This window comes from Embleya sp. AB8, assembly GCF_049739465.1.
In the GTDB taxonomy this organism is placed as follows: Bacteria; Actinomycetota; Actinomycetes; order Streptomycetales; family Streptomycetaceae; genus Embleya.
The window spans coordinates 1-16,493 of sequence record NZ_JBMHHY010000010.1; the positions used below are offsets into that span (position 1 = coordinate 1).

The 16,493-nt window shown below is 71.2% G+C and carries 13 protein-coding genes, 1 pseudogene and 1 riboswitch; of the genes and pseudogenes, 6 read left to right on the forward strand and 8 right to left on the reverse strand.

Going from position 1 to position 16,493, the window contains the following annotated elements:
- The 3 genes and pseudogenes from ABIA38_RS15760 to ABIA38_RS15770 all read left to right on the forward strand — a co-directional run.
- A partial coding sequence (locus tag ABIA38_RS15760; protein WP_424639262.1) for a chitinase C-terminal domain-containing protein occupies positions 1 to 2,028 on the forward strand: 2,028 nt, incomplete at its 5' end.
- Between the two features lie 232 nt (positions 2,029 to 2,260).
- Positions 2,261 to 3,058 (forward strand): annotated as a pseudogene (locus tag ABIA38_RS15765) (GNAT family N-acetyltransferase); the annotation flags it as partial.
- Between the two features lie 425 nt (positions 3,059 to 3,483).
- Complete coding sequence (locus ABIA38_RS15770; protein ID WP_424639263.1) at positions 3,484 to 4,593, forward strand: tetratricopeptide repeat protein; 1,110 nt, start codon at positions 3,484 to 3,486, stop codon at positions 4,591 to 4,593.
- A gap of 282 nt (positions 4,594 to 4,875) precedes the next feature.
- Here the strand turns inward: ABIA38_RS15770 and ABIA38_RS15775 are convergent, their stop codons facing one another.
- Positions 4,876 to 5,925 (reverse strand): nitrilase-related carbon-nitrogen hydrolase, encoded by a 1,050-nt coding sequence (locus ABIA38_RS15775; protein ID WP_424639264.1) that lies wholly within the window; start codon positions 5,923 to 5,925, stop codon positions 4,876 to 4,878.
- Here ABIA38_RS15775 and ABIA38_RS15780 point away from each other — a divergent pair.
- Positions 5,897 to 6,796 (forward strand): LysR family transcriptional regulator, encoded by a 900-nt coding sequence (locus ABIA38_RS15780; protein ID WP_424639265.1) that lies wholly within the window; start codon positions 5,897 to 5,899, stop codon positions 6,794 to 6,796. The genes ABIA38_RS15775 and ABIA38_RS15780 overlap by 29 nt on opposite strands.
- 268 nt (positions 6,797 to 7,064) lie before the next feature.
- Here the strand turns inward: ABIA38_RS15780 and ABIA38_RS15785 are convergent, their stop codons facing one another.
- Entirely contained in the window at positions 7,065 to 7,688 is a 624-nt protein-coding gene (locus ABIA38_RS15785; RefSeq protein WP_424639266.1) for a TetR/AcrR family transcriptional regulator, read from the reverse strand.
- Between the two features lie 102 nt (positions 7,689 to 7,790).
- Here ABIA38_RS15785 and ABIA38_RS15790 point away from each other — a divergent pair, with 102 nt between their 5' ends.
- Positions 7,791 to 8,951: a Gfo/Idh/MocA family protein gene (locus tag ABIA38_RS15790; RefSeq protein ID WP_424639267.1), complete on the forward strand. Its 1,161-nt coding sequence runs from the start codon at positions 7,791 to 7,793 to the stop codon at positions 8,949 to 8,951.
- A 63-nt stretch (positions 8,952 to 9,014) separates the two neighbouring features.
- Here ABIA38_RS15790 and ABIA38_RS15795 read toward each other — a convergent pair whose 3' ends face one another.
- The gene (locus tag ABIA38_RS15795) at positions 9,015 to 9,995 is read right to left on the reverse strand and encodes an aldo/keto reductase (protein WP_424639268.1); all 981 of its coding nucleotides are present in this window, start codon (positions 9,993 to 9,995) and stop codon (positions 9,015 to 9,017) included.
- Positions 9,996 to 10,167: 172 nt separating this feature from the next.
- Here ABIA38_RS15795 and ABIA38_RS15800 point away from each other — a divergent pair, with 172 nt between their 5' ends.
- The gene (locus ABIA38_RS15800; RefSeq protein ID WP_424639269.1) at positions 10,168 to 11,079 is read left to right on the forward strand and encodes a helix-turn-helix domain-containing protein; all 912 of its coding nucleotides are present in this window, start codon (positions 10,168 to 10,170) and stop codon (positions 11,077 to 11,079) included.
- Positions 11,080 to 11,271: 192 nt separating this feature from the next.
- Here the strand turns inward: ABIA38_RS15800 and ribB are convergent, their stop codons facing one another.
- The 5 genes from ribB to ABIA38_RS15825 form a co-directional block, all read right to left on the reverse strand.
- Positions 11,272 to 11,967: a 3,4-dihydroxy-2-butanone-4-phosphate synthase gene (gene ribB / locus ABIA38_RS15805; RefSeq protein ID WP_424639270.1), complete on the reverse strand. Its 696-nt coding sequence runs from the start codon at positions 11,965 to 11,967 to the stop codon at positions 11,272 to 11,274.
- A 247-nt stretch (positions 11,968 to 12,214) separates the two neighbouring features.
- Positions 12,215 to 12,345, reverse strand: a riboswitch (FMN riboswitch).
- 344 nt (positions 12,346 to 12,689) lie between these two features.
- The gene (locus ABIA38_RS15810; protein WP_424639271.1) at positions 12,690 to 13,334 is read right to left on the reverse strand and encodes a TetR/AcrR family transcriptional regulator; all 645 of its coding nucleotides are present in this window, start codon (positions 13,332 to 13,334) and stop codon (positions 12,690 to 12,692) included.
- Positions 13,335 to 13,473: 139 nt separating this feature from the next.
- The gene (locus ABIA38_RS15815) at positions 13,474 to 14,235 is read right to left on the reverse strand and encodes a crotonase/enoyl-CoA hydratase family protein (protein WP_424639272.1); all 762 of its coding nucleotides are present in this window, start codon (positions 14,233 to 14,235) and stop codon (positions 13,474 to 13,476) included.
- Positions 14,232 to 15,353: an acyl-CoA dehydrogenase family protein gene (locus ABIA38_RS15820; protein ID WP_424639273.1), complete on the reverse strand. Its 1,122-nt coding sequence runs from the start codon at positions 15,351 to 15,353 to the stop codon at positions 14,232 to 14,234. Before ABIA38_RS15820 ends, ABIA38_RS15815 begins: the two co-directional genes overlap by 4 nt.
- Entirely contained in the window at positions 15,350 to 16,477 is a 1,128-nt protein-coding gene (locus tag ABIA38_RS15825) for an acyl-CoA dehydrogenase family protein (RefSeq protein WP_424639274.1), read from the reverse strand. The genes ABIA38_RS15820 and ABIA38_RS15825 overlap by 4 nt, the downstream gene beginning before the upstream one ends.
- Positions 16,478 to 16,493 lie beyond the last annotated feature (16 nt).

The window sequence follows — 16,493 nt, forward strand, 5'->3', positions numbered from 1 at the left end:
TCCGACCCGCTGCGCAAGGGACTCGGCAACGGCTACAACGCGCTGATGAAGACCCTGCGGGAACGGCTCGACAAGGCGGGCGCGGACCGCGGTCGTTACCTCCAGCTCACCTCGGCGGCCTCCTCGTCGGGTTACCTGGTGCGTGGTCAGGAGAACCAACCGGCGCTCCAGTACCAGGACTTCGTCAATGTGATGTCCTACGACCTGCACGGCTCGTGGAACTCGTTCGTGGGCCCGCAGGCACCGCTGTACGACGACGGGCGGGACGCCGAACTGGCCGCCGCCGGGATCTACAACGACCAGAACCCCGACACGAAGGACTTCCAGAAGAACGGCTACTTCAACGTCGACTGGTCCTACCACTACTACCGGGGCGCGCTCCAACCCGGCCGGATCAACCTCGGCGTGCCGTATTACACGCGCGGTTGGAAGGATGTGCAGGGCGGCACCGACGGTCTGTGGGGCAGTTCGGCGATGCCGAACCAGGGCGAATGTTCGCCCGGGACCGGGGACAACGGCGGCAAGAGCAAGTGCGGTTCCGGCGCCATCGGGATCGACAACCTGTGGCACGACACCGACCGGGGCCGCGAGGTGGCGGCGGGCTCGAACCCGCTGTGGCACGCCAAGAACCTGGAGAACAACATCCAGCCCCGGTACATGGGCCGGTACGGGCTCACCCCCGACCGCGACCCGGACGACCGGATGACCGGTACGTACGCCCGCAAGTGGGACAACACCCTGAAGGCGTCCTGGTTGTGGAACGCCGCGAAGCGGGTGTTCCTGTCCACCGAGGACGAACAGTCCATCGATACCAAGATCCAGTACGTCAAGGACAAGGGCATCGGCGGGGTGATGTTGTGGGAGATGGCCGGCGACTATGCCAAGCGGGACAACGGCGAATACGGCATGGGCTACGACCTGACCAGCCGGATCGACGGGGCGCTGCGCGGGGCATCGGCGTACGGTGACACGCGCGCGGGGCGGCCCATGCCCACCGAAAGCGTGAACGTCAAGGTGCAGTTGGTGGACTACCCGAGCACCGAGATGTATCCGATGCAGCCCAAACTGCGGATCACCAACGACTCGGCGACCACGCTCGCGCAGGGCACCGAGATCGCGTTCGACATCCCCACGTCGACACCGCCACTGCTGAAGGACGACAACTACAAGGAGATGCCGATCGTCAAACCCGGGCGCACCGGGCCCAACATCGGCGGATTGGGCGCCGACTTCCACCGGGTCACCGTCAAGCTGGAGAAGTGCCAGGACATCCCACCGGGGAAGAGCCTGGAGATCGGGATCAAGTACTACCTGCCGATCACCGGACCGGCGAACGTCACGGTGAAGGTGGGCGGCAAGGAGTTCGGCGTCTCGACCGAGAACCGCCGGGGTGTCACCACGGTGGAACCGCCCGCGCCCGCCGGCGGCACCTGCTCGGCTCCCGCGTGGAAGTCCGGCACCGCGTACAGCCCGACCGGCGGTCGGTTGTGGGCGCCGTGGAACAAGGGCGCCAAGGGCTGGCAGTTCGAGTACCAGGGCAAGCTCATGGACCACTTCCCGGACCAGAACCGGGTGCACCTGGTCGAGCCCATCGAGAGCAACAACAACCAGTACTGGCAGGTCACCGACGCGGGTGGCGGCTGGTACAAGATCATGAACGGGAACCGCTGCCTGACCGCGACGACCGCGGGCAAGGACCTGTCCACCACCGGGTGTGACGGCAGCGATCGGCAGAAGTGGAGGTTCGTCCCGGTCAACCTCCAATCCGGTGCGGAGGGCACACCCGGCGGGCCCGCGCACGGCGTGGCGGCCAAGCTGCGGTCGGCGAGTGGGTTCGACGCCGAGGCGCAGAACGGCAGCGCCGAACGCGAAACGCACATCCTCGCCGGCGACCCGGCCGGCTCATCGGCCGCGTACGTCTCGTGGAAGGGGTACTTCTGGAACGCGCAGTGGTACACCACGGTCGAACCCGGCCTGGCCGAACCGAACGGCGGTCGCCCGTGGCGACGACTGGGGGCGACGCCCTGACCGCACGCGCGGGTGAACGCAAGTACAGGCAAGTACGGGCAAGTACAAGCAAGTAGGTAACGCCTGACGACGTCGGGCGGTGCTGCCGGGGCCGGGTCGGAATTCATCCGACCCGGCCCTCGGCTCATGTCCCGGTCGCGCAGGCGCGGGGCCACGGACGGCATGTGGTCGTCGGCGACGGCGATGGTCCTGCCGCGTCTGCGGGCGGATTCGTGGCCTGTGAGGGTGGCAACTCACCCGACGGCCCGACGAGTTCGTCACCGATGCGTGGGTGGCGGAGCGGGTCACCCTGGTCGCCGAGCAGCGCGGGGCCGTGGTCGCCGCCGCGCATCTGCTGCGCTACCGCGACGATGCCGAGGTCGGCCCGGACCATCGCGGCGCGGGTGAGATCGTATGGTTCGTTTACCGCCCACCGGCGTCGTTGCGGCCCGACTCCGAGACGGCGGCGGATCAGTTCATGGCCGCGTGCCTGGCCCGGTTGGCACGGTGGGACGTGCGGGTCCGCTACGCCGACGGAACCCTGCCCGCGCCCGGGGTCTACGGCCTGCCCGACGTGTGGCCACACGTGCGGGCGGCCTACGAGCGGGCCGGCTTCCGGCACACCGGCCACACCGAGGTGGTGTTGCTCGCCGAGGTCGCCGACCTGCCGTCGCTGCCCGCCGAGCCGTCGACGCCGGGTCTGGCCGTGCGGCGCACGCTAGGCGAGTGCGGAACCCGGCTGACGGCCCACGTCGACGGCCGCGTCCTCGGCTTCGTCGAGGTGGACACCGCCCTCGACCGGCCCGAACGGCCGGCCCGCAACGGGGGATTGGCTGACATCGGCGATCTCGTCGTCGACCCGGACCACGGCGTCGACGGGTTGCCGGACTGGCTCTTGGCCCAAGCGGCCCAGTGGCTCCGCCTGGCCGGAGTCGACCGCGTGCTCGCCTACGAGTCGGCCGACGACACGGCCGCGATCGGGCGACTGACCGCCGCCGGCTTCCGCGAGCTGACCCGTACCGACCGAGGGTGGGAGCACCGGCAGGGGTGACGCGGCAAGGATCCGGACGGGGCGACCCCGTCCGGATCCGCCGGCCGGCGACGCGCACGGGCTCCCGGAACACCGGGCTGTTCGCGGTCTGTCCGGACTGCTCGCCCAACTGCTCGGCGCGCTTGCCCTGCCTGCGGCCGATGTTGGTTCGCCCGGGCCCGGCCGGAGCGGCCGGTGAGGCGGATGAACGAGGTCGCGGTGGCGAGCGACGGTTTCAGCCCGACCAGGTACATCGCGCAGGCCGGTTTGGTGATCCGTTGTGTTGCCGTGCGATCATCCGAGCTGATCGTGCGTGGTGTGAGGGGGCAACTCGGGTGGGGCGGTTGGCGGATCGGTGGCGGGAGCGTACCGGTGGCGAGGCGGGTGCGCGGTACCGGAGTGGGCTCGGATTGCTCCTGGATCAACGGGCCGCGGAGGCGGAACCGGTGCTGCGTGAGGCCCTGCGGTTGACGGTCGAGGGCGACGGTCCGGCAGCGCACACCGCATTCGTGTGCCGACTGGATTTGGGATCGGCGTTGTCCAAGTCGGGGCGCCACGAGGAGGCCGAGGCGCTGATCCGCGAGTCGTTGGCGTACGCGGAGCCGGCCGGTCCGGTCGAGGACGAGGCGATGCGTGCCCGGGCATATCTGGCGCACGCGCTGATCGCCGCCGGGCGGCCGGACGCCGCGGAGGTCGAGACCCGCCCGGTGATCGAGCTGCCCCTGGGGCATCCCTCGCCGTGGTGGTACGCCGGAAACTGGCAGATCCGCGCACGGGCGTTGAGTGCGCTGGGTCGGCCCGCCGAGGCGGTCGACATCGTCGAGGACTTGATCCGCTATGCCACCCGGCGGGTGCAGCTGCGCCACTGGGAGTGGGCCGCGCGGGTGCTGCGGGCCGAACAGATGGGGTACCTCGGTCGATACGCGGATGCCGTGCGGGAGTGTCGGACCGTCCTGGGTTCGTTGGACGGTGCCGACGAGCGCCGAGTGGTGACGGTGACGGTCGAGGCCGGACACGCCATGATCCCGGCGCTGTCGGCCCTGGGCCGTCGGGACGAGGCTGTGGCGGTGGCGCGATCGACGGTCGATCGTGCCGCGTCCCATACCGCGACCTGGCGGGAGTTGCCGGTCTCGCACGCGAACCTGGCCGCGTGTCTGGGCGAGGACGGGCGGTACGACGAGGCCCTCGTGCAGATCGAGGCGGCCCGGGCGGTGTTCGTGCGTACGGGGCCGGCCGACCGCGACGGTGGCATGGCGCTGATCGCGAACGTTGCGGCGGCTGCACTGGTCGGCCTCGGCAGGTTCGCCGACGCGGAGGTCGAGGCCGACGCCGCGTTGTCCACCTGCGCGCGCGAGCTCGGACCGTTTCACCATCGCACCCTTGAGGCCGGCACCCTCCTGGGCACGGCACTTGCTCGCCGACCCGAACATCGGGCCGAGGGCCGGGATCGGCTGCGGACGGTCGAAGCGGCCTGGCGAACCCACTTCGGCCCGGAACATCCGCGCACCGTCGCCGTCCGGGCGACCCTCGCCGAACTACCGGACGACTCGGTATAAACCATCCTGCTTGGGGTGTGTGGAGTGGGGTCGGCGACGCCATTCCCGGTTCTGGCGATTCCTTGTGGCGGCCCGGGAGCGGTCCCAACTCCGCGCCGCGCGCCAGCACTTCACCGGCTTCGTCGACCGGGGAGACGGTCCGCAGGTCGGCGACGAAGGTGTCGTCGAACGGCTGGGGCCCCTTGTGCCCGTCGTCGCCCGACCGTCCCGCCGGGTCCGTCGCTGAGCGGGGCGTTCGTCCGGGTGCAGCGCGGGACTTGGACGCCGAACTCGCGGTGCGGATTACGGCAGGCTCGGGTGAGGTTCCCGCGTGTCGTTGTCCCCGGTCTGATGGACTGTCAACGGGCGGTAGAGTTCCGGGCGTCGGGCCCGCATCCACCATCGTCCGACCGAGTTGGAGACCAGATTCAGGTCGAGGTCGGCGGTGACCATGTCGTCGTTGATGGACCGGCTTTCGGCGATGATCCGACCGCAGGGGTCGACGACCATCGCGTTGCCGGTGCGTACCTCGTCGTCGTCGCGGCCGACGCCGTTGCTGAGCATGATGAACATCCCGTTGTCGTGGGCCCGTGCGGGCAGGCAGCGCACCAACCATTCCCGTCCGGTGGTTCCGCTGAATGCGGCCTCGACCGCGCCGGGGTCGGCCGCGCGGTTCTCCCACACCGACAGTGGGATCGGGTTCTCGCCGAACGGGATCATCGAGTGGGTGCCGCCGGTCTGGTGCGGCGCCAGCAGGATCTGCGCGCCGAGCAGCGCGGTCGCCCGCACGTTCTCCACGATGTTGTTGTCGAGGCAGATCAGGACTCCGACGCGGACGTTCCATGGCGTGTCGAACACGGTGTAGCCGTTGCCGGGGGAGATTGCCTCGTGTCCGGAGGTGTGCAGCTTGCGGTGGATGTGTACCGCACCGTCCGGCAGGCACACCGCGTAGGAGTTGAACAGCAGGCCGTCGCGCTCGGTCAGCAGCCCCACGCCGACACCGATCCCGAGCCGCCGCGCCAGTACCTGGACCCGGTCGATCGACGGGCCGTCCTCGGGCTCTGCGATCCGGCGCAGGTACTCGGCGGAGCGCTTGGCCAGGTGCCGGTTGCCGACCAGGCACAGCTCGGGGAAGGCGACGATCCGGACGGCGTCGTCGGCCGCGGCGCGGGCGAAGTACCCGACGCGCGCGAGGTTGTACTCCTTGGCCTCGGGGCGGGGCTCGAACTGGACGGTGGCGACTCGGATCATCATGCCGTCCATCGAAGCGCCGCCGCTTTGATGCGTCCAATGAATGTTGGAGGGCCTTCGATAAGCTTTCGGAATGGAAGAGCGGCTGTTGAAGGCGTTCATCGCGGTGGCGGACCACGGCACCTACGGTGCGGCGGCCCGCGCGCTTGCGGTGACTCAGCCCGCACTCACCAAGCAGATCCAGGCGATGGAGGCTCGCGTCGGTGGTGCGCTGTTCCGGCGCGGGCGGCACGGCGCCGAGCCCACGGAGTTGGGCCGGGCCCTGCTGCCCGACGCTCGCGACGCCGTCGAGCGGCTGGACGCCTTCGTGTTGCGGGCCCGCCGCCTGACCGCGGGCGGCGCGGGCCGGCTCACCGTCGGCTTCGGCCTGTCCACGATCGACATCGCGCCGCGCGCCGTGGCGGAGTTCCGGCGTCGCCGCCCCGGGGTCCGGGTGGGGCTGGACGACCTGTCCTCCGCGGTGCAGATCGAACGGCTGCGACGCGGAGAGCTGGACGCCGGGTTCGTGCGCCTTCCGGTCGACGAGGACATCGCGGTGCTCGAGCTCGGGGGCGACGAACTCGTGCTGGCGGTACCGGAGGGCGCCGACCCGGCGGCCGGAGCCGAAGCCCTGATCACGGAACTGGGGCTGGTCGCTCTGGCGCGCTCCACGAACCCCGGCTTCGTAGCGCTGATCGACGGCTATCTGGCGGCGGTCGGCCTCCGGCCCCGGATCCTCCAGCGTGCTCACGACATCCAGACCGTGCTGGCTCTGGTGGCTGCGGGCATCGGTGCGGCACTGGTGTCCGGCCGTGCCGGCGCCATCGCTCCGGGGCTGCGTCTGGTTCCCGTCGACCATCCCGCTGCGCGCTGGCGGATCGGCCTGGCCTGGGCGCGGCGCGAACCATCCCCGACGCTGAGCGTGTTCATCGAGTCCACCCGGGACATGTGCGAGGACCCGTCGGGCGACACAGGGCACCATGACAACGAGTAATGAGTAACGAGTTAACAAGTAACGAGTAACGAGTAACGAGTATTGAGTGAGGTGAAGGGACCTCGCGGCCGGTCGGAGGGGCGCCGACATCCGTGCGGGCATCGGCTGCCGGCTCCGATTCCGGCTATGGCCGGGGGAGTTGCGGTCGGCCTCAGCCGTCCGGCCGTCGAGCGCTGTGCGGGCGCCGGCGTCGACCCCGAGGACCCGGCGCCTGGTGCTCGGTGTTTCTGTGCTCGGTGCCGTCGAGGCGTACCGCGTCGCCGGGTCGTCAGGCGGCCGGCCGGCCCGGCCCGGTGGCGCGTAGTCCGTCGAGGATGATCCGTAGGTTGTGTTCCCATTGCCGGCCGTCCGCCCGGAGGCCGAGGGTGCGGTCGTCGGTGGCGGCGGCGGCCAGCAGGAACGGTACGTCCTGCCAGGCGAGGTCGGCGCGCATGGCGTGGGCGGCCTGGGCGCGTTCGACCAGGGACCGGATCGCTTCCCGCAGGTCCGCCAGGCGCGGGGCGAGGCCGTCCGCATGGTGGCCGCCGAGCGCCTGGCCGATACCGCAGCTCTCGGCGCGCAGGCGCACGTACGCGTCGGCGAACTCGCGGAATCCGTGCCAGGGGTCGGGGTCGGCCAGGGCCCGGTCGGCCAGGTCGGTGATCTCGTCCAGGATCTCGTCGAGGACCGCCGCCAGGAGCACCTCCAGGGAGGGGATCCGCCGGTAGAAGGTGCCGACTCCCACGCCGGCCCGGCGTGCGATCTCGTGTGCGGAGACCCCGACGCCGATCTCGGCGACCGCGACCCGGGCGGCGTCCACCAGGCGTTCGACGTTGCGCCGGGCGTCGGCGCGCGGGGTACGCCCCGAGGCGTCGACGAGCAGGCGGTCCACGGCGTCACGGGGTCGGTCCACCCGCCGATCCTACCGACAACTGGACCGATCCGGTCCGCTTGGCTAGAGTCACTCGCGAAACCGGACAACCGGCGTCCGCTTATTCGGGAGAGGTGCCCGGACATGCAACCGAGGAAGATCCGAGTCGGCATCATCGGGGCGAGTCCCGATCGCGGCTGGGCCGCCCGGGCACACATACCGGCACTGACGGCCCTGCCGGAGTACCGGATCACCGCGGTCGCCACCAGCCGCCCCGAGAGCGCCCGCGAGGCCGCCCACCGGTTCGGCGCCGCGCACCACTTCACCGACCCCGGCCGGCTGGCCGAGCACCCCGACGTGGACCTGGTCGTGGTCACCGTGAAGGTGCCCGCACACGCCCCACTGGTCGAGGCGGCACTGGCGGCCGGCAAACACGTCTACTGCGAATGGCCACTGGCCCGCACCACCGACGAGGCCGCCGTCCTCGCCGCCGCGGCCCGCGACCGGGGCGTGCACCACGTGATCGGCCTCCAGGCGCGATACGCCCCCGCGATCGCCCACGCGCGGGAACTGGTCGCCCAGGGCCGGATCGGACACGTCGTCTCCGCGACCGTGCACGCCACCCGCGGGAAGGGCGTGGGCGGCCGGATCCCCGCGTGGGCGGCCTACACCCTCGACCGCGACAACGGCGCCGGAACCCTGGAGGTCGCCGGCGGACACACCCTCGACGCACTGCAATACATCCTCGGCGACATCGACGACCTCTCGGCCCGCCTGGCCGTGCGGCACCCCGTCCACACCGTCGCCGAGACCGGCGAGACCGTCACGGCGACCAGCCCCGACCACCTCCTGCTCCACGCGACCCTGATCGGCGGCGCCGTGGTGTCCGCCCACATCCACGACGGCAGGATCACCGACGCCGGGACCAGCCTGGAGATCTCCGGCACCGAAGCGGACCTGCGCATCGTCTCCACCGAAACGGGCGGCCCCGCCGGCATCCAGATCGGTCCCCTGCGCCTGCTCGGGACCGGTACCCCGAACGGCACGTACCGGGAACTCCCCATCCCCGAACGACACCGCCCCACCGCACACATCGACCCGGCCGCCGAAGCCGCCAACGTGGCCCACATGTACCGCCGCCTGGCCCTCGACCTGCGCACCCACACCCGCGCCGCCCCCGACTTCGACGCCGCCCTACGCCTGCACCACCTCCTCGACACGATCAACCTCTCCGCAACCAAGGGCACCCGCCAACCCGTGCACCACCCGCCCGGTCCGACCGCACCGCCCCGCCCGACCGGCTGAGGCGACGCGCCGAAGTGCGGGCTCTCGACCCGGACTTCGCCGCCGGCCGCGGCGGGGACGGGGTCAGAAGAACGTGGGCCGGCGTGTGGCGTAGGGCTCTTCGAGGGAGTCGATCTCCTCGGTGGTGAGCTTGATGTCGAGCGCGGCGACGGCGTCGGCGAGGTGGTGCGGCTTGGTCGCGCCCACGATCGGGGCGGAGACCACCGGGTTCTTCACCACCCAGGCCATCGCGACCTGCGCCATCGACACGCCGCGGGCCAGGGCGATGCGCTGGACGGCCTCCACGATGGCCCGGTCGCTGTCGAGGAAGATCGGCCGGTCCTGCTGGTCGACCGTCCGGTTGAGCTCGGCGCGCGGCGTGGAGCGTTCGCCCCAGGGCCGGGTGACCAGCCCCCCGCCCAGCGGGCTCCACGGGATGCTTCCCACGCCCTGGTCGGCGAGCAGGCCGAACATCTCACGTTCCTCCTCGCGGTGGATCAGGCTGTACTGGTCCTGCATGGAGACGAACCGGGTCCACCCGTGGGCCTGCGCCGCGTGCTGCATCTTGGCGAACTGCCAGGCCCACATCGACGAAGCACCGATATAGCGGGCCTTGCCTGCCTTGACCACGTCGTGCAGCGCCTCCATCGTCTCCTCGACCGGCGTCTGCGGGTCGAAGCGGTGGATCTGATAGAGGTCGACGAAATCGGTGTCCAGGCGCTGCAGCGAGGCGTCGATCTGCTCCATGACGGCCCTGCGGGACAGACCCGCCCCGCCCGGGCCCTGGTGCATCGGCGCCCACAACTTGGTGGCCAGCACGATCTCCGCACGCCGGGTGTACTTGCGCAGCGCCCGCCCGACGACCTCCTCCGAGGTGCCCAGGCCGTAGATGTTCGCGGTGTCCCAGAACGTGATGCCGAGCTCGACGGCCTGCCGGAAGATCGGCTCGGCCGCGTTGTCGTCGAGCGCCCAGGTCGTCCTCTTGGCGGGGTCGCCGAAGCTCATACAGCCCAAGGCGATCCGGCTGATCGTGAGCCCCGACGTGCCCAATCGGGTGTGCTCCATGGCCTACTCCTCCTCGTCGAGGTGGACTCGTGTGCGTGCTCCGGAGGCGGCTGCCTTCCCTCCCCACCGTGGCACGAACTGCCGCGTGTGGCCTCCCACCAGGGGGTTCCTGCCGTTGCAGGTACTGCCAGACCCCCTCACGCACGCAGCCGACGCACCTATCGTGGTGGGCATGGACGCCCGCTCCGAGTTTCGCGACTTCCTCACCTCCCGCCGCGCCAGACTCACCCCCGAACAAGCCGGCCTGCCCGGCAACGGGGGAATCCGCCGGGTGACCGGGCTGCGCCGCGAGGAGGTCGCGCTACTGGCCGGGGTCAGCGCCGACTACTACATCAAGCTCGAACGCGGCAACGCGCGTGGCGTCTCGGACAGTGTCCTGGCAGCGCTCTCCCGCGCCCTGCACCTCGACGAGGCCGAACGCGCCCACCTGTTCGCCCTGGCCGCCGCCGCCAACACCGGCACCCGGACCCCCGCGCGCACCGCCAAGCCCCGCGTGCGCCCCAGCATCCAGCGCATCCTGGACTCGATGTCCACCACCCCGGCCTACGTACGCAGCCGCCGCCTGGACATCCTGGCCACCAACCGACTCGGCAGAGCCCTCCTCGACCCGATCCTCGCGGGCCCGCGCCGGCCGCCCAACGTGGCCCGGTTCATGTTCCTGGACCCCACGGCCACCGACTACTACCTCGACTGGGAACGTATGGCCACCGGCACCGTGGCGATCCTGCGCGCCGAAGCCGGACGCGACCCCCACGACCGAGCCCTGATCGACCTGGTCGGGGAACTCGCCACCCGAAGCGACCTGTTCCGCACCCGCTGGGCCGCCCACAACGTCCTCCGGCACCGCAACGGCGTGAAACGACTCCACCACCCCGTCGTCGGCGAACTCACCCTCGGCTACGAAGCCCTGGAACTCCCCGCCGACACCGGACTGACCCTCATGGCCTACAGCGCCGAACCCGCCACACCCACATGCGACGCGCTGAACCTGCTGGCCGCCTGGGCCGCGACCATGGACCGGAACAACATCTCCGACTCGGAGACTCGTCCCACTTCCACCCCACGGCCCGATACCTCCGCTTGACGGGCGCCGAGGGCGGGTTCGCGGACTCGTACGGCGGCGGCGCACGAGTCCCGGAATACGCCGCGGGCCGGAGCCGATGTCCCAGGCCCCGGCCGCCGGCTTGCTCCCTCCGACCCAGGGCCAGGGGAACCGCCGGCGCAGGTGGTCGGGACGCGGCGAGACGAGTGTTCCCCGCGTCCCGACCGGGTGGAGCTACGCCACCACGGGGGTGGCCTCCGCCGCGCGTCGGTAGCCGGCCAGGTCGGCGACCGAGATCAGCGGGAGGCCGTGCCGTTCGGCCAATTCGGCCAGGTCACCGAGGCGGGCCATGCTCCAGTCCGGGCGGACCACCTCGCACATGGCCGTCGCCCCGGAGAGGCCGGCGAGCCTGGCCAGGTCCACGCCCGCCTCGGTGTGCCCGTCCCGGACCAACACGCCGCCGGGGACCGCCCGGATCGGGAACACGTGCCCCGGACGGCCCAGTTCCCCGGGGACGGTGCTCGGGTCCGCCAACGCCCTGATGGTGCGGGCCCGTTCGGCGGCGGAGATACCGGTGGTGGCGTCGGCCACCAGGTCCACGGAGACTGTGAACGCGGTTTCGTGCAGGCCGGTGTTCCGCGCCGCCATGGGCGCCAACTCCAGCCGGGACACCATCTCGTCCGGCATCGCCACGCACACCACGCCGGCGGTGTGGGCGAGCATGAAGCGCATGGCCTCCTCCGTCATGTGTTCGGCGGGCACCATGAGATCGCCCTCGTTCTCACGGGATTCGTCGTCGAAGACGATGACGAAGCCCCCGCGAGCGAAGGTCTCGATCGCTTGTGCCACCTGCTCGAGCCGCGCGACCGCGGTGCGGTCGCCGCTACGGCCGGTCGGTTCCCGATCCGGGCCGTGGTCGTTCTTGGTCATGCGTACTCTCCCGTGCTCTGCGTGCCGACCTCGCCCGTCCGGACGCCGGTCGACCGCGTGGTTCCGATGCCAAGGAGGGGTCGCCGACGAGGACATGCGAAAGCATGCCCTCGTGGGACGGCCACGGCGCACCAGGAGATCGAGATCGCGGAACGGCCCGCTCCCCGTGCGCCGACGCCGTTCCGGGGAAAGCGAGCACGACCGTCCCCGGACCGGGCGAAACCCGGCCGTGACGGTGTACGTGTCGCCGCGCACTGCCTTCCATCCGGACTTTCACCGTCGGTCCCGGAGTTGCACCGGATCAACCGATCGCCGGCTGCGATCGGGTCGCGGACTTTCACCGCCGGTTCGGAATTGCACCGACCCCGGAGCGCGCGAACACTCGATACGAGTCTTCCACGAGACGCCGCTCCTTCGGTACCTGGCCGATACATGGCGAAGGTCACCCCCACCGGAGCCGGCTTTGGACCGCCGTGCAGCCCGCCGCGTGGTGGGCCGCCGGATGCGTCGGGTGGGTCGGGAACTCGTCGATCGCCCGACCGACACCGGGCCCGCCCTGTGCCTGGAACTCCCGGTACCGCGCTCCGCGTTCGTGGAACTGTCGACCGGCTGCGGGGCCGATGTCGAACCCCGGACCCGGCGGGAGGAGGATGACGCCGCACGACCGTTGATGGCAACCCCCTGCGGCCCACTCGTGCACCGGGCCGCGGCGAACGCGCAGGTCAGGCGGAGAGGCCGCCCACGGCGTAGTCGGCGAGTACCGCGGCAATGCGCTCGCGGTGGGTGGTCGCCTCCCGAGGGCCTCCCGGGCGGTACCAGGCGTGCATCCAGTTGATCGAGCCGAGCATGGCCTTGGTGGCGAGGTTGACGTCGGTTTCGCGGAACGCGCCGCTCGCCATCCCGTCCTTCACCACCTGCACGTAGTAGTCCTCGAACCGGCGACGCATCGTGAGGATCGTGGCCATCGCCGCGTCCTGGTTGCGCCCCTCGCCGGCGAGGTTCATCTCGATCTGGAACTGCGCCGGACCCATGTAGGTGTAGTGCTCCATCATGTGCAGCGCGTGCCGGCGCACCATTTCCCGGAGCTTCTCCTTCGGTTCCAGGTCATCCCGCTCGGCGGTCGGCCCGACCGCCTCCAACGCCCACACCAGACCCTGGTGGTGGATGCCCATGAACAGCTCGCCCTTGGTGCGGAAGTAGTGGTAAATGCGTCCCTTCGTGCAGGCCAGCACGTCCGCGACGTCGTCGATCGAAGTGGCCGCGTAGCCTCGCTCGGAAAATGCCTGCGCCGCCGCGTCCAAGATCTCGCCGGCGCTCATCTGGCGCTTCGCACCCAGTGTGCCGCTGTTGTCGACGTGCTTTCTCATACCGACATACTACTAAGTCGGATGCTCGCGGTGACCGCGAACGCCCGGCCTCGCCTCGCCGATTCTGCTCCGCAGGGGCAATTCCGGGGACGTGTTCCGCCGGGCGGTCGCGGTTCCCGTGCCCGGTCGCGGTCCGGACTCAGGTGTTCGTCCAGACCGGGGCACGCTTCTCGGCGAACGCGCGGGCGCCTTCGAGGGCGTCCGCGGAGGCCAGCACCGGGTCCACCAGTGCCTGCTGCGCGGCGAACGCCTCGGCGCTCGTGTAGCCGATCGACATCGAGACGATGCGCTTGCCGGCGCGGACGGCGAGCGGGGCGTTGCCGGCCACCTTCGCGGCCAACTCCCGGGCTCCGGCCAGGGCGAATCCCGGTTCGGTGAGACGGTTCACCACGCCGTACCGATGCGCCGTCTCCGCCGTGATCGGGTCTCCGGTCAGGGCGAGTTCCATGGCGAGCTGGTACGGGAGCACCTTCGGCAGCCGCAACAGGCCACCCGCTCCCGCGACCAGACCTCGCCGGACCTCGGGCAGGCCGAACCCGGCATTCCGCGCGGCCACGATCAGGTCGGCGGCCAGGGCGAGTTCGAACCCACCGGCCAGCGCCCAGCCCTCGACGGCCGCGATCAACGGCTTGACCGGCGGTCGCTCGGTCAAGCCGGCGAAACCGCGGCCGGGGAGGACCGGGATCTCCCCTCGGGCGAAGCCCTTGAGGTCCAGGCCGGCGCAGAAGGTGCCCCCGGCCCCGGTCAGGATCGCGACGCGGAGGTCGGCGCGTGCCTCGAACTCGTCGATCGCGGCCGCGATGCCGTGGGCCACCTCGAGATCGACCGCGTTGCGGGCGTCCGGTCGATTGATCGTGATGGTCGCGATGCCGTCCGCATCCTGGATCGACACACTGTTCATCCGTGCGATTCCTTTCCCTGTCGTTGGGTCGCCGACGTATGCGGGGGAGTGCCGTCGGCGTCGGCGCCGCCCACGACTTCGGTGAGCAACGACCAGAGCCCGCCGGTCCCCGCGGCCAGTACGTGTCGGTCCAGGACGGCGGCCCAGGCGGCCTCGTTCCCGGCCTCGTCGCGCCAGGCCCACAGCCGGGTGGTGCTGTGCCGCAGCGGGTGTTCCTCGGTGAATCCGATCGCGCCGTGGATCTGGTGGGCGAGGGACGCGACGACACCGGCGGCCTGGCCCGTGACGGCTTTGGCCGCCGCGACCGCCACTTCCGCTTCGGTGTCCCGGTCGACGGCGAGTGCCGCCGCCTCGGCCGCGATCTTGGCCAGCAGCACCTCGCCGGCCATCGCCGCCAGGTGTTGCTGGACGGCCTGGAACTTCGCGATGGGGCGCCCGAACTGTTCGCGCTCGCCCGCGTAGGCGACGGCGAGTTCCAGTGCCCGGCGAGCCGCCCCGGCGATCAGGGCGGCCCGTGCCAACGCGGCCCGAGCCCGCAGTTCCCGGGCCACGGTCGCCGCGTCCCGGCCGAGCGGATGCACCCGGGACGCGGGAACACGGACGTCCACCACGACGTCGTCGCGGGGTTCGTCGGCGAGGTTGGTCCGCTCCCGCACCACGAACTCCTCGCGGCGCAGCACGATCACCCGGTCACCGGCGAGCAGGGCGAGGTGTTCGGCGCACCGCGCCCACGGCACCCGACCGACGGCCCCCGCCACGCGCACGCCGTCGTCCTGCGGGTCGACGCGCAGTTCGGGTCCGGCGACGGCGGCCGTCATCGGGCCGCCGGGTATCGCGGCACCACACCCGGCGACGAGCCAGCCCGCCAGCAGCGCGGTCTCGGCGAGCGGAACGGCGGCCGAGTACTGTCCGAGCACTTCGAGGACGGCGACCGCCGTGGCGAGGTCCCCACCGCTACCGCCGTGTTCCTCGGGGACCGACAGTGTGGTCACCCCGATTTGTTCGAGCGCGGTCCACAACGGTGCGTTCCACGGGCTTCGGGCACCTGCCGCGACGTCGGCGTGCTTCGCGCACACCGCCCGGACGGTGGCCTCCAGTGCCTCAATGATGTCGTTCATCGCACCCCCAACTCCTTGGCGACGACGCCGCGCAGGATCTCGTTCGTACCGCCCCGCAGCGTGAAGCCCGGGCTGTGCAGCACTGCTTCGGCCAGCATTCGGGGCAACGGCTCGCCCGATTCCAGGTCCGGTGCCACTTCGGCCGACAGCCGGACCGTGTCGATCACGAGGTTCTCGAAGCGGGTGCCGAGATCCTTGACCGCCGCCGCTTCGACCGAGGGTGCTGCGCCGGCCTCGAGCCGACCCGCGACGGCGAGCGACAACTGCCGCAGCGCCCACAGCCGGGCGACGACCGCGCCGAACCCCGGCCGCTCCGGCCGGCCGTCGTCCGCCGCCAGTGCGTCGGTGGCGGCGGCCAGCAGTGGGAATGTGGACAGGATCCGTTCCGGACCGCTGCGCTCCATCGCCAGTTCGCTGGTGACCTGGTGCCATCCCGCGCCGGGTTCGCCGAGGACCCGCGCGTCGGGGACGAACACGTCGTCGAGGACGACTTCGTTGAAGTGGTGCTCGCCGGTGAGCAGGCGGATCGGCCGGATGTGCACGTCGGGATGGGGCAGATCGATGACGAACTGGCTGAGTCCGGCGTGCCGGTCGGCGGTGGCGGGTGCGGTGCGGGCCAGCACGACCAGGGTGTGCGCGTGGTGGGCTCCGCTGGTCCACACCTTGGTCCCGGCGACCCGCCAGCCGCCCTCGACCCGGGTGCCGCGGGTGCGTACCGAGGCCAGGTCCGAGCCCGTGTCCGGCTCGCTCAGACCGACGGCGAAGAAACGTTCACCACGAGCGATGCCCGGCAGGTAGGTGAGTTTTTGTTCCTCGCTGCCGAACCTGAGCAACCCGGGCCCGGACTGTCGGTCGGCGATCCAGTGGGCGGCGACCGGGGCGCCCGCGGCGAGCAGTTCCTCGGTGACCACGAAACGCGCGAGCGCGCCGGCCGCGGACCCGCCGTACCGCGCGGGGAAGGCCATGCCGATCCAGCCGCGCTCGCCCAGTCTGCGGCTGAAGGACGCGTCCCAGCCGCCGAGCCACTGGTCGCAGTGCGGCGTGAACCGGCCCGAGGAGATCTCTTCGGCCAGGAAGGCACGGACGTCGCGCCGCAGGGTTTCCAATTCCGGGGGAAGAGCCACGGGCTCGAGGTTCCAC

Excerpts from the sequence above, each read along its gene's own strand:
- ABIA38_RS15780 (WP_424639265.1), top strand. The coding sequence starts at position 5,897 with ATGGAAGAGCGGCTGTTGAAGGCGTTCATCGCGGTGGCGGACCACGGC.
- ABIA38_RS15775 (WP_424639264.1), bottom strand. The coding sequence starts at position 5,925 with ATGAACGCCTTCAACAGCCGCTCTTCCATTCCGAAAGCTTATCGAAGG.
- ABIA38_RS15790 (WP_424639267.1), top strand. The coding sequence starts at position 7,791 with ATGCAACCGAGGAAGATCCGAGTCGGCATCATCGGGGCGAGTCCCGAT.
- ABIA38_RS15795 (WP_424639268.1), bottom strand. The coding sequence starts at position 9,995 with ATGGAGCACACCCGATTGGGCACGTCGGGGCTCACGATCAGCCGGATC.
- ABIA38_RS15800 (WP_424639269.1), top strand. The coding sequence starts at position 10,168 with ATGGACGCCCGCTCCGAGTTTCGCGACTTCCTCACCTCCCGCCGCGCC.
- ribB (WP_424639270.1), bottom strand. The coding sequence starts at position 11,967 with ATGACCAAGAACGACCACGGCCCGGATCGGGAACCGACCGGCCGTAGC.
- ABIA38_RS15810 (WP_424639271.1), bottom strand. The coding sequence starts at position 13,334 with ATGAGAAAGCACGTCGACAACAGCGGCACACTGGGTGCGAAGCGCCAG.
- ABIA38_RS15815 (WP_424639272.1), bottom strand. The coding sequence starts at position 14,235 with ATGAACAGTGTGTCGATCCAGGATGCGGACGGCATCGCGACCATCACG.
- ABIA38_RS15820 (WP_424639273.1), bottom strand. The coding sequence starts at position 15,353 with ATGAACGACATCATTGAGGCACTGGAGGCCACCGTCCGGGCGGTGTGC.